12 protein-coding genes are annotated in these 12863 nt (G+C 64.6%); 7 read left to right on the forward strand and 5 right to left on the reverse strand.

The window, feature by feature from the left end:
• Positions 1-53: 53 nt before the first annotated feature.
• Positions 54-524, reverse strand: a complete 471-nt coding sequence (locus AC07PE_RS12885) for a hypothetical protein (protein ID WP_498764942.1) — start codon at positions 522-524, stop codon at positions 54-56.
• A 167-nt stretch (positions 525-691) separates the two neighbouring features.
• Here AC07PE_RS12885 and polA point away from each other — a divergent pair, with 167 nt between their 5' ends.
• Positions 692-3469 (forward strand): DNA polymerase I, encoded by a 2778-nt coding sequence (polA, locus tag AC07PE_RS12890; protein WP_498764944.1) that lies wholly within the window; start codon positions 692-694, stop codon positions 3467-3469.
• Here the strand turns inward: polA and AC07PE_RS12895 are convergent.
• Positions 3466-4182, reverse strand: coding sequence for a PEP-CTERM sorting domain-containing protein (locus AC07PE_RS12895; protein ID WP_498764946.1), 717 nt, complete (start codon positions 4180-4182; stop codon positions 3466-3468). The genes polA and AC07PE_RS12895 overlap by 4 nt on opposite strands.
• Before the next feature lie 196 nt (positions 4183-4378).
• Here AC07PE_RS12895 and AC07PE_RS12900 point away from each other — a divergent pair, with 196 nt between their 5' ends.
• The 3 genes from AC07PE_RS12900 (at position 4379) to AC07PE_RS12910 (ending at position 6339) form a co-directional block, all read left to right on the forward strand.
• Positions 4379-5263, forward strand: a complete 885-nt coding sequence (locus AC07PE_RS12900; RefSeq protein ID WP_498764948.1) for a dienelactone hydrolase family protein — start codon at positions 4379-4381, stop codon at positions 5261-5263.
• 107 nt (positions 5264-5370) lie between these two features.
• A complete protein-coding gene (locus tag AC07PE_RS12905; protein WP_498764951.1) occupies positions 5371-6120 on the forward strand; it encodes a ZIP family metal transporter in 750 nt (249 codons plus the stop codon).
• A gap of 75 nt (positions 6121-6195) precedes the next feature.
• Positions 6196-6339: a hypothetical protein gene (locus AC07PE_RS12910; protein ID WP_498764953.1), complete on the forward strand. Its 144-nt coding sequence runs from the start codon at positions 6196-6198 to the stop codon at positions 6337-6339.
• A gap of 34 nt (positions 6340-6373) precedes the next feature.
• Here AC07PE_RS12910 and AC07PE_RS12915 read toward each other — a convergent pair whose 3' ends face one another.
• The 3 genes from AC07PE_RS12915 to AC07PE_RS12925 are packed head-to-tail and all read right to left on the reverse strand — an operon-like array spanning position 6374 to position 9277.
• Complete coding sequence (locus tag AC07PE_RS12915; RefSeq protein WP_498764955.1) at positions 6374-7231, reverse strand: sulfurtransferase; 858 nt, start codon at positions 7229-7231, stop codon at positions 6374-6376.
• 13 nt (positions 7232-7244) lie between these two features.
• Positions 7245-8162 (reverse strand): DMT family transporter, encoded by a 918-nt coding sequence (locus tag AC07PE_RS12920; protein ID WP_498764957.1) that lies wholly within the window; start codon positions 8160-8162, stop codon positions 7245-7247.
• Positions 8162-9277: an aromatic ring-hydroxylating oxygenase subunit alpha gene (locus AC07PE_RS12925; protein WP_498764959.1), complete on the reverse strand. Its 1116-nt coding sequence runs from the start codon at positions 9275-9277 to the stop codon at positions 8162-8164. Before AC07PE_RS12925 ends, AC07PE_RS12920 begins: the two co-directional genes overlap by 1 nt.
• Before the next feature lie 527 nt (positions 9278-9804).
• Between AC07PE_RS12925 and AC07PE_RS12930 the strand changes: the two genes are divergently transcribed.
• The 3 genes from AC07PE_RS12930 to dxs are packed head-to-tail and all read left to right on the forward strand — an operon-like array spanning position 9805 to position 12851.
• Entirely contained in the window at positions 9805-10074 is a 270-nt protein-coding gene (locus AC07PE_RS12930) for an exodeoxyribonuclease VII small subunit (protein ID WP_498764961.1), read from the forward strand.
• Positions 10071-10979, forward strand: a complete 909-nt coding sequence (locus AC07PE_RS12935) for a polyprenyl synthetase family protein (RefSeq protein ID WP_498764963.1) — start codon at positions 10071-10073, stop codon at positions 10977-10979. Before AC07PE_RS12930 ends, AC07PE_RS12935 begins: the two co-directional genes overlap by 4 nt.
• Positions 10980-12851: a 1-deoxy-D-xylulose-5-phosphate synthase gene (dxs, locus tag AC07PE_RS12940; protein WP_498764965.1), complete on the forward strand. Its 1872-nt coding sequence runs from the start codon at positions 10980-10982 to the stop codon at positions 12849-12851.
• The last annotated feature ends 12 nt before the right edge of the window (positions 12852-12863 follow it).

Below are 12863 nucleotides of genomic sequence, written 5' to 3' on the forward strand. Positions count from 1 at the left end.
CGTTCACGAAAAAGTATGGGTGCTGTGGCGGCCGCATCGGAGGCGGCCGGTCCTTATTTCTTGTCGGGGGTGCCGGCCGGTAATGGTGGCGGCGGCGGTACGTCGGCCGGGGCGGGGGTATTGGTCCCGGTCTCGTTGGCGGCCTTGCGCTTGCCCGACAAGTCGAATTCGCCCACTTTCCATTGCGGCGCGCGGATTGAATTGCCGCTGGCGCTACCCGGCACGGCGTTGCCCGGCGGGTTGTTCGGTTTCATGTAGTAGTGGCTGCCGCTGCTGTTGACTTCGACTTCGGTGACCTGGCCGCCGTCGCGCGTTTCCTTGATCTGGGTACGGGTGCGCGAGGGGAGGTTGGTAGCCGGCACATCGCTGCCCGGTTGGATCCGCTCCAGCTTGGGCGGCGCCTGGTTCTGGTTCGATTGCGGCGGCGCCGGCTGGGTCGACTGAGCCGACGCTGAGCCAACCAGCGCGGCCTGCGCGGCCAGAAGCAGAGCGAGGAGGGGCGGGCGGGAGGTAATGCGTGGCATGATGGTCACCTTTGTCGTTTGGTTCATTGTAACAAACAGCGCTGCCCGCCAGTAAAAAGCATGTGAAAAGTGTGAACCGGCCCCATATGGAAGGGACTCCCGATTCTGCGATAATGGCGCACCTTGCCGTGCCCGGCGCGATCCCCTTTTGCTCATCAAGACCCTACATGGACAATACCCTGCTTCTCGTTGACGGCTCCAGCTACCTGTACCGCGCTTTCCACGCGCTGCCCGACCTGCGCAGCCCCGACGGCCACCCCACCGGTGCGATGCACGGCATGGTCAACATGCTGCGCCGCCTGCGCGCCGATTTCCCGGCCGCCTACATCGCCTGCGTGTTCGACGCCAAGGGCAAGACCTTCCGCGACGATCTCTACCCCGAATACAAGGCCACCCGCGCCTCGATGCCGGAAGACCTGGGCAAGCAGATCGAACCGATCCACGAGGTGGTGCGCTACATGGGCTGGCCGATCCTGATGGTCGAAGGCGTGGAGGCCGACGACGTGATCGGCACCCTGGCCTTTCAAGCCACCGCGCGCGGCATGAACACCGTGGTCTCGACCGGCGACAAGGACCTGGCCCAGCTGGTCAACGACAAGGTCATGCTGATCAATACGATGAGCAACGAGAAGCTCGACGAAGCCGGCGTGCTGGCCAAGTTCGGCGTGGCGCCGAACCGCATCATCGACTACCTGACCCTGATCGGCGACACCGTCGACAACGTCCCCGGCGTGAACAAGTGCGGCCCGAAGACGGCCGTGAAGTGGCTGACCCTGCACGGCTCGCTGGATGGCGTGATCGAGAACGCGCACACCATCGGCGGCGCGGTCGGGGCCAACCTGCAGGCGGCGCTGGAATGGCTGCCGAAAGGCCGCGAGCTGATCACCGTGAAGACCGACTGCGACCTCGCCGGCCACCTGGTGTCGATCGAGGAATCGCTGGTCGGCCGTCCGGAAGACAAGGAGGCGCTGCGCGACTTCTTCCAGCGCTACGGCTTCAAGACCATGCTGCGCGAACTGGGCCCGAACAGCGGCAACCCGGGACGCTTCGTCACGCCCGGCACCCAGCCTGCCCAGGCGACCCTGTTCAATTCGCCGGAAGGCGCGGCTGACGCCACGCTTCCCGGCATGCCCATCATCAAGGGCGAGTACGAGACCGTCACCACCATGGAAGCGCTCGAGCGCTGGCTGGCGCTAATCGACACGGCTGCACTGACCTCGGTCGATACCGAGACCACCTCGCTCGACCCGATGACGGCGCAGATGGTCGGCATCTCGCTGTCGGTCGAAGCAGGCAAGGGCGCCTACATCCCGCTGGCGCACCGCTACGCCGGCGTGCCCGAGCAGCTGAACCGCGAGGAAGTCCTGGCGCGCATGAAGCCCTGGCTGGAAAACCCGGACAAGCCCAAGCTGGGCCAGAACCTGAAGTACGACGCCCACATCTTCGAGAATCACGGCGTCAAGCTGCGCGGCATCGTCCACGACACGCTGCTGCAGTCCTACGTGTTCGAGTCGCACAAGCCGCACGACATGGACACCATGGCGATGCGCCACCTGGGCTACACCACGATTCCCTTCGTCGACGTGTGCGGCAAGGGCGTGAACCAGATCTGCTTCGACCAGGTCGAGCTGGGACGCGCGACCGAATACGCGGCCGAGGATTCGGATATCACGCTGCGCCTGCACCAGACCATGATCGGCCACGTCGAAAACGACGAGGGCCTGAACTTCATCTACCGCAAGATCGAGCTGCCGACCTCCGTGGTGCTGCAGAAGATCGAGCGCAACGGCGTGCTGATCGACGCCGACAAATTGGCAACCCAATCGAATCAACTGGCGGTGCGCATCGCGGAACTCGAGCAGCAGGCCTACGAACTGGCCGGCGGCCCGTTCAACCTCGGTTCGCCCAAGCAGATCGGCGAGATCTTCTTCGGCAAGCTCCAGCTTCCGGTGATCAAGAAGACCGCCACCGGCGCCCCGTCGACCGACGAGGAGGTGCTGCAGAAGCTGGCCGAGGACTATCCGCTGCCGAAGATCCTGCTCGAGCACCGCGGCTTGTCCAAGCTGAAGTCGACCTACACCGACAAGCTGCCGAAGATGGTCAACCCGAACACGGGCCGTGTGCACACCAACTACGCGCAGGCGGTGGCGATCACCGGCCGCCTGGCCTCGAACGACCCGAACCTGCAGAACATCCCGGTGCGTAACGCCGAAGGCCGCCGCATCCGCGAAGCCTTCATCGCGAACCCGGGCAGCGTGCTGGTGTCGGCCGACTACTCGCAGATCGAGCTGCGCATCATGGCCCACATCTCGGGCGACGAAGCGATGCTGCGTGCGTTCGCCGCAGGAGAAGATATCCACCGCGCCACCGCCGCCGAGATCTTCGGCGTGGCGCCGGAAGACGTCGAGAGCGAGCAGCGCCGCTATGCGAAGGTCATCAACTTCGGCCTGATCTATGGCATGAGCGCCTTCGGCCTGGCGCAGAACCTGGGCATCGAACGCGGCGCCGCCAGCAACTACATCGAGCGCTACTTCCAGCGCTTCGCCGGCGTCAAGCAGTACATGGACGAGACCCGCCTGCAGGCCAAGGCCCGCGGCTACGTCGAGACCGTGTTCGGCCGCCGCCTGTGGCTCCCGGAGATCAATTCGCCGAACGGCCCGCGCCGCGCCGGCGCCGAACGCGCGGCGATCAACGCGCCGATGCAGGGCACGGCGGCGGACCTGATCAAGCTGGCGATGATCGCGGTGCAGGACTGGCTCGAGAAGGAAAATCTCGGCACCCGCATGATCATGCAGGTGCACGACGAACTGGTGCTGGATGTGCCGGAAGCCGAGCTGGAACTGGTCAAGCAGAAGCTGCCGGAGCTGATGGCGGGCGTGGCGACCTTGAAGGTGCCGCTGGTGGCCGAGACCGGGGTGGGGGCGAACTGGGAGGAAGCGCATTAACGAATGCGCCGCCGCCCAAAGGCAAGCAGCGCAAGGCCGCCAACGAGCATGGCCGGCGCCGCAGGCTCCGGCACCGGCGCGGCGAAGCTTTCGGTAATGGTGGTCATCCAGAACGTGCCTTGCACCGCGTCGGTCCCATACACATCGGCGGAGGTGGTCAGATAGCCGCTGTACGCGTCGCCATCCCTGACGTCGCGTACTGTCACCGGGGGCCTCTCGCTGCCGACACTGAGCTTTAAGCCCGCGACAGCGAGGTTGGCGCCGCCTCCTGCCGCTGTGTCGAGGTCCGTGTAAACGAAGAAGTTCACGCCGGTATTCGGCGATAGCGTGAACGTGTAGTGCATGAGCGTGCTCGACGAGACCAGGTTCGGGCCGCCGCTAACGGAAGAGAACAGGCCGGTCGGCTCTGCCTGGGCCCAGGCGCTGTATGCGCCGCGCTGGAGCTCGGCGATGCCACTCGACCACTGGGTCGACTGGGCCAGAGGAAAAGCGTCCGATGACGATCCCGGATAGATGCTCGCCTGAGACCATAACCCCGGGGTTTCCTGAAAGCTCAGCCAAGGCGTCACGCAATCGGTCAGGTCGAGGTCGACCAGTTCATAACGGACCAGGGTGAGCGAAGCGGATGCATTGGTTTGGGCGTATGCGGGAACTGCCGCTGCGCCGGCAAGCGCCAGGACTGCAAGGCCGGCCTTCATGCTGACAAGCTTCATGAATAAGACTCCTGTGAAAAGATGCGTCGCCGTTCGAGACGTTTGCTAACTGTAATCAATAGCAAAAAAGCATCTTTACTTCTTGTCAACTCTGCAGTTCTTTCCTCCGCTTGACGCTGGCTGTGCAGTACGCGGCGCGGCTCCCTGCTCGCTGTTAAGATAGCAATCCTTTGTTACCCCGACCGGAGGATTGCCCATGAAAGACCTCGTACAAGACGGCGACAGCCTGGTAGCCGATTCCCCGTTTGCCGATGGCGTCGACCGCCGCGAGTTCCTGAAAGTAGCGCTGGGCACCGGCTTTGCCGCCGCCACCTTGCCGGTCGCGGCGCAGTCCGTGATCAAGACCGATACCGCCGGACTGACCGCCGGCACCGTCAACCTGAACGTGAACGGCCAGACCGTTCCCGTCTACCGCGCGCAGCCCGAGGGCAAATCGAATCTGCCGGTGATCCTTGTGATTTCCGAGATCTTCGGCGTGCACGAGCACATCGCCGACGTCGCCCGCCGCTTCGCCAAGCAGGGCTACCTGGCGCTGGCGCCGGAGCTGTTCGTGCGCCAGGGCGACCCGTCCAAGATCGCCGACATCGCCACCCTGATGAAGGACATCATCTCGAAGACCCCGGACGCGCAGGTGATGGGCGACCTCGATGCCTGCGTGGCCTGGGCCGCGAAAAACGGCGGCAACGTCGACAAGCTGGGCATCACCGGTTTCTGCTGGGGCGGGCGCATCACCTGGATGTACTCGAGCCACAACCCCAAGGTCAAGGCCGGCGTGGCCTGGTATGGCCGCCTGCAAGGCGACGCCACGGCGAACACGCCGAAGCACCCGGTCGACATCGCCCCGAGCCTGACGGTGCCGGTGCTCGGCCTGTACGGCGCCAAGGACACCGGCATCCCGCTCGACACCGTCGAGAAGATGAAGGCGGCGCTGGCCAAGGGTTCCAGCAAGTCGGCGTTCGTGGTGTACCCGGACGCCGGCCACGCCTTCCATGCCGACTACCGCCCGAGCTACAACGAGAAGGATGCGAAGGACGGCTGGACGCGCGCACTAACTTGGTTCAAGCAGCACGGCGTGGCCTGATTCGCACGCCTTACGGCCCGGCACGGTAAAATGCCGGGCTGGCGCCCGCATGCGGCGCACCAAGAACAACAAGAGGCTTCACGATCGACCCCGTTCTCATTTCCATTTTGCTGGCAACCGGCCTGGCGGGCGTCGTCAGCATCACGGCTGCCGCGGTGTTTTCCTTCACCCTGCTGGCCAAGGTCGTCGAGCGCATGGTCAGCCTGTCGGTTGGCATCATGCTGGCGACCTCGCTGCTGCACGCACTGCCGGAGGCCTTCGAGTCGGGTGTCGACCCGCGCGGTCTGTTCGCGACCCTGCTCGGCGGCCTGCTGGCCTTCTTCCTGCTGGAGAAGGTGGCGCTGCTGCGCCATTCGCACCACCACGAGGGCGACGGCCACCATCACGCGCATGGGCATGACGCGCACCAGGCGGGCAAGGCCGGATGGATGATCCTGATCGGCGACGGCATGCACAACTTCACGGACGGGATCCTGATCGCCGCCGCCTTCCTCGCCAATCCGCAGCTGGGCATCGTGACCGGCGTCGCCATCATCGCGCACGAAATTCCGCAGGAGATCGGCGACTTCATCGTGCTGCTGAACGCGGGCTTCTCGCGCGTGCGCGCCTATGTCTTCAACCTGCTATGCAGCCTGCTGGCGGTGGTTGGCGGCGTGCTCGGCTACTACACCCTCGACAAAGCCAGCGGCCTGATTCCCTACGTGCTGGTGTTCGCCTCGTCGGGCTTCATCTACATCGCCGTGAGCGACCTGATGCCGCAGATGCAGCGCCGCGCCACCGTGCGCGAGTCGATTCCGCAGGTGCTGCTGATTGGTTTGGGTGTGGTCATCGTGCTGTTCCTGACGCACGGACACTGAGGATTATTGCGCCTTGTTATTGACATAGGAATTCGAACCGGCCTATCCTGAGTCGTTCGCTATGTGGAGGCAGCAATGGCAAGGCTGGTCAATCAAGTGGTTGTGGCACTGCGCGAGAAGCCGTCGCGGTTCGGCTATGTACTCGGTATCCTGGTGCTGTCGGTCCTCGTATTTACGCTGGCAGACTTCCTGCCAGCGCCCTACGATATGAGCCGCTGATCGCTATCGTGGGCACGGGGTGCCCACCCTACGATTATCTATTTCCCGTCGCAACCGGGCGCGCCGCGTCCGCACTCCACTCGCTCCACGATCCCGGATACAGGCTTGCGCCCGGCATGCCGGCCACTTCCAGCGCCAGCAGGTTGTGGCAGGCCGTGACGCCGGAGCCGCACTGCATGATGGCCTTCTTCGGATCGCCCACCGCCACTCCCAGTTCCGCCTTCAGCTGCTCCGGTGCCTTGAAGCGGCCGTCCGCCTGCAGGTTGTCCTTGAAGAAGCGGTTCTTCGCGCCGGGGATATGACCGCCGACCGGGTCGATGGTCTCGTTCTCACCGCGGAAGCGGTCCGGCGCGCGCGCGTCGACCACCTGGCGGCCGCCATGCTCCACGTTGTGCAGCACTGTATTGACGTCCACCGTCGTCACCAGCGCTTCGCGCGCCGAGATGGCGCCGCGGGCGCGCGGGGCTGCGGCATCCGTAGACAAGGGCAGACCGGCAGCCTGCCATGCCGGCACGCCGCCATCCAGCACCGCCACGGCTTCGTGGCCGACCCAGCGCAGCATCCACCACAGGCGCGCCGCATACATGCCGCCATGGGCATCGTAGGCTACGACTTGCGTGCCGTCGTTCACGCCCCAGCTGCGCAGCAGCTCGATGAAGGCGTCCTTTTCCGGCAGCGGATGGCGGCCGCGGAAGGCGCCGTTGTTGTCCCGCTTGGCGCCCGACAGCGCATGTTCCATGTCGGCGAACAGGGCCTTCGGCAGGTGGCCGGCCGCATAGGCTTCGCGGCCCGCGGCCAGGTTCACCAGGTCGTGGCGGCAGTCGACGATCACCCAGCCGGCGTCGTTGACATGGGGCGCCAGGGCGGCGGCTTCGATCAGGGTGGTGAACATGGTCGTGGTCTCCTTACAGTTCGCTGGCGATGGGATCGGTATCCTTGACGACGGCGCCGCGCGCCGTACTCTTCGTATTGTAGAACGTCGCGGCGATGCCGGAGGCCAGGATCACGCCCATCCCCAGCCACACGTGCCAGTCGAACACGTCGCCCCACAGCAGCATGCCCCACAGGCTGGAGAAGATGATGCCGGTGTACTGCAGGTTGGCCACCACCAGCACCTTGCCGTAGCGGTAGGCGCGCGTCATCGCCATCTGGGCCAGCAGGCCGGGGATGCCGATCGCCAGCAGCAGAAGGAAGCTGTGCCAGGTGTGTGCGTGGAAGGGGGCGCTCGCGCCGTTCTCGAGCAGGGTGCCGAAGAAGCCCGCCACGGTCGTGGTCAGCGAAAAATAGAACACCACGCGGTATTCGGGCTCGCCCTTCTGGCCCAGGTTACGCACCTGCATATAGGCCATCGCCGAAATGATCGAGGACATCACGCCGACCAGGCCGCCCAGCCACTGGTTGGTCTCGACCGCCGGCCGCAGCACCAGGGTCACGCCGACGAAGCTCATGGCGATCGCCACCACCAGCGGCCATTCGGTCTGGCCCTTGGCATGCCACCAGCCCATGAAGAACATCCAGGTAGCGAGCCAGATCGGCGCCATGTAATTAAGGGTGACGGCGGTGGCGAGCGGCAGCTTGCCGATCGCGTAGAACCACATCCACAGCGAGACCACGCCGACCAGGCTGCGGATCAGGTGTTCGCGGGGGAAGACGGTCTTGAGGGTGCCGCCCTGCAGGCGGATCGTGAAGAACAGGATGAGGGTACCGACCAGGCCCCTGTACATCACGATTTCGGAAGTGGAGTAGAACGGGGAGGCCAGCTTCACTGCCGCGCCCATGGCGGCAAACGCGAAGCTGGCAAACAACATCCATAAAGCTGGCATTACAGTCCTGGCGGGAGTGCGTCGAGTTTACTTCGGTACCATTCGTGGAAGTGCTGCATGCCGTCTTCCATCGGCGATTGATACGGGCCGACTTCGTTGACGCCGCGGTCCAGCAGGATCTTGCGGCCGGCATCCATGCGCAGGGCGATCTCGTCGTCCTCGACGCAGGTTTCCATGTAGGCCGCGCGCTCGGCTTCGACGAATTCGCGCTCGAACAGCGCGAACTCTTCCGGGTAGTAGAACTCGACCACGTTGCGGGTCTTCTGCGGGCCCATCGGCCACAGGGTCGACACCACCAGCACGTTCGGATACCACTCGACCATGATGTTCGGGTACAGGGTCAGCCAGATCGCGCCATACTTCGGCGCCTGGCCGTTGTTGAACTTCAGGACCTGTTCCTGCCACTTTTTATAGGCCGGCGAGCCGGACTTCTGCAGGCCGCGGTGCACGCCCACGGTCTGGACGCTGTAGTCGGTGCCGAACTCCCAGCGCAGGTCGTCGCAGCTGACGAAATTGCCCAGGCCCGGATGGAAGGGCTCGACGTGGTAGTCCTCCAGGTAGACCTCGATGAAGGTCTTCCAGTTGTAGTCGCACTCGTGCACTTCCACATGGTCGAACATGTAGCCCGAAAAATCGAGGTCCTTCGTCACCGACAAGTGCTTGAGCTTGTCCATGACGTTGTAGCCGTTCTGTTCGAACAGCAGGCCGTTCCAGTTCTGCAGCGGCGTCTTCGAGAGGTTCAGGCAGGGCGTGTCGGCAAAATGCGGTGCGCCGATCAGCTCGCCCTTCAGGTCGTAGGTCCAGCGGTGCAGTGGGCAGACGATGTTCTTGGCATTGCCGCGGCCATTGAACATCAGCGCCTGGCGATGACGGCAGACGTTCGACATCAGTTCGATGCCCTGTGCGTTACGCACCAGCATGCGGCCCTCGTTCTCCGATTTCAGGGTCGCAAAATCGCCCTTTTCGGGCACCATCAGCTCATGCCCGGCGTAGCGGGGCCCCTTCAGGAACAGTTCCCGCATTTCGCGCTGCAGCAGCGCCTGATCGAAGTAGACATTTACCGGAAGCTGCGCGCACGAGCGCGCCAGCTTGGCGTGGGTAGCCAGATCGGACATCCCAACCCCCCTTTACAGATTTCAGCCAAAGAAGAGAAAGAATCCGAGAACCAGCATTTCCGGAGCGGCGAAAAACCTATGGCTTTTCTCGCTCATCTAAAGAACGGAATACGGTATTTCGGAGACAGAACCGGAGATTATAGCCTGTAAAGGATCAGTAGGGGCGTGGTCCCGCACGTGGAAGCGGCGAAAAACCTGCTGCGCGTCGCATTTTCGGCCTGCGATGCTCGCTGTACGGAGTACAGCTCCGCTTCTCGCCCAAAACTGCTTCCGCTCGCGACGGTTTTGCGCTGCTTCCAACAGGCTGTGGTGCATGCGTGCTTAAAAATTGCCTGGAAGGCATCGTTTTCATGAATCGCCGGGCGCTTTGCGATAAAATGTGTCTCTTTGCTTACAGATGCCGCTAGCAGTCGCGGCGTCATGCAGGGGTAGGATTGTTTACAATAAGCGATTAGACTGTCGCGCCTCGCGCAAGTGCCATCGCACATGTCGCCAGGCAAGCCAAGCCCCGAACCGATCGAATCATTATGCCAAATAAAACAAGCGCGGAGAGCGCCGTAGCGCCGGCCGCGGTTCCACCTGAGTCTTTCGAGCAGGCGATGGCCGAACTGGCCCAGCTCGTCACGCAGATGGAAGGCGGGCAACTGCCGCTGGAAGCCTCGGTGGCCGCCTATGCACGCGGCTCCGAACTGGTGCGTTATTGCGCGGCCCAGCTGGAAAAGGTGGAATCCCAGGTCAAGGTGCTCGAAGGCGAAATGCTCAAGCCCTTCAGCGCGGACGGCGAGGACGCCGAATGAGCTCGACCATGAGCCCGCAGCCGGATTTCCGCGCCTGGATGGAAGGTGTGCAGGCGAGAACCGAGGATGCCCTCGGCCGCTTCCTGCCCGCGGCCGGCGCTGTGCCGGCCAAGCTGCATGAGGCGATGCGCTATACCACGCTGGGCGGCGGCAAGCGCGTGCGCCCGCTGCTGGCCTATGCGGCCGGCGAGCTGTTCGGCGCCGGCGAGGATGCGGTGGCGCGTGCAGCCTGCGCGGTCGAGATGATCCACGTGTATTCGCTGGTCCACGACGACATGCCCTGCATGGACGACGATGCGCTCCGCCGCGGCAAGCCGACCGTGCACGTGGCCTACGACGAAGCGACCGCGCTGCTGGCCGGCGATGCGCTGCAGGCCCAGGCCTTCGAAGTGCTCGCTGGTAGCGAAGACGTGGCGCCGGCCCGCCTCGTGACGATGCTGCGCCTGCTGGCCGAAGCCGCCGGCACCAAGGGCATGTGCGGCGGCCAGGCGATCGACCTCGACAGCGTCGGTTTCAAGCTGACGCTGGAAGAACTCGAGCGCATGCACCAGCTCAAAACGGGCGCCATGCTGCGCGTCTCGGTGCTGCTGGGGGCGCTGGCCGGCCGCGACCTGGCGCCGCAGGAGCTGGAAGCACTGAAAGAATACGCGCGCGCCATCGGCCTGGCCTTCCAGGTGGTGGACGACGTGCTGGACGCGACCGAGGACTCCGCGACCCTCGGCAAGACCGCGGGCAAGGATGCCGCGGCCAACAAACCGACATACGTATCGATTCTGGGGCTGGAGCCGTCCAAGGCGCTGGCCGAACAACTGCGGCGGCAGGCGCATGAGGCGCTGGCGCCGTTCGGAGCACAAGCACTGCGGCTGCGCGAACTCGCGGACCTGATCGTGCAGCGGAAGGCCTAAATGAAACTGCTAGAGACCATCAACAACCCGGCGGACCTGCGCAAGCTGCCGCGCACCCAGCTGACTCCGCTGGCCACCGAACTGCGCCAGTTCCTGCTCGACTCGGTGTCCAAGACCGGCGGCCACCTGTCGTCCAACCTCGGCACCGTCGAGCTGACGATCGCGCTGCACTACGTGTTCAACACGCCGGAAGACCGCATCGTGTGGGACGTCGGCCACCAGACCTATTCGCACAAGATCCTGACCGGCCGCCGCGACCGCATGCCGACGCTGCGCCAGCATAACGGCTTGTCCGGCTTCCCGAAGCGCGACGAAAGCGAGTACGACACCTTCGGCACCGCCCACTCGTCGACCTCGATCTCGGCCGCGCTGGGCATGGCGCAGGCAGCCAAGATCAAGGGCGAGAAGCGCAAGGCGATCGCCGTGATCGGCGACGGCTCGATGACGGCCGGTATGGCCTTCGAAGCCCTGAACAATGCGGGCGTCGAGGAAGACTGCGACCTGCTGGTGGTCCTGAACGACAACGACATGTCGATCTCGCCGCCGGTGGGCGCGCTGAACCGCTACCTGGCGCGCCTGATGTCGGGCCAGTTCTACGCCGCCGCCAAGAACGTGGGCAAGAGCGTGCTGCCGGCGCCGATGCTGGAACTGGCGAAGAAGCTGGAAGAACACGCGAAGGGCATGGTGGTCCCGGCCACGATGTTCGAGGAATTCGGCTTCAACTACGTCGGCCCGATCGACGGCCACGACCTCGACTCGCTGATCCCGACCCTGCAGAACATCAAGAAGCTGAAGGGCCCGCAGTTCCTGCACGTGGTCACGAAAAAAGGGCAGGGCTACAAGCTGGCCGAGGCCGAGCCGATCCTGTACCACGGCACCGGCAAGTTCAATCCGAGCGAAGGCATCAAGCCCGCCACCGCGCCGTCCAAGCTCACCTACACCGAGGTGTTCGGCAACTGGCTGTGCGACATGGCGGCCGTCGACAAGCGCCTGATCGGCATCACGCCGGCCATGCGCGAAGGCTCGGGCATGGTGCGCTTCCACCAGCAGTACCCGGAGCGCTACTTCGACGTCGGCATCGCCGAGCAGCATTCCGTCACCTTCGCCGCCGGCATGGCGACCGAAGGCGTGAAGCCGGTGCTGGCGATCTACTCGACCTTCCTGCAGCGCGGCTACGACCAGCTGATCCACGACGTGGCGCTGCAGAACCTGGACGTGACCTTCGCACTGGACCGCGCCGGCCTGGTCGGCGCCGACGGCGCGACCCACGCCGGCAACTACGACCTGGCCTACCTGCGCTGCATCCCGAACATGGTCGTGATGGCGCCGTCCGACGAGAACGAATGCCGGCAGATGCTGACCACCGCCTACCACTACCCGGGTCCGGCGGCGGTGCGCTATCCGCGCGGCGCCGGCGTTGGCGCGGCCCTGCAGCAGGAGCTGACCTCGATCGAGATCGGCAAGGGCCTGGTGAAACGCGAAGGCAAGAGCGTCGCCATCCTGGCCTTCGGCTCGATGGTCGCGCCGAGCCTGAAGGCTGCGGACGGCCTGAACGCGACGGTCGCCGACATGCGCTTCGTGAAGCCGCTCGACGTCGAGCTGGTGAAGCGCCTGGCCAAGGACCACGATTACCTGGTGACGGTGGAAGAGGGCTGCACCATGGGCGGCGCCGGCTCGGCCGTCGCCGAAGCGCTGGCTGCCGAGGGCATCGTCAAGCCGCTGCTGATCCTGGGCCTGCCGGACAAGTTCATCGACCACGGCGATCCGGGCGTGCTGCTGGCCTCCGTCGGCCTGGACGCGCACGGCATCGGCAAATCGATTCGCGAGCGCTTCGGGATCGGCGAACCGCGTCTCGTAGTGAACAACAACTGAGCAACAAAGAGC

Source organism: Telluria sp. GW821-FHT07G12 (genome assembly GCF_059418525.1).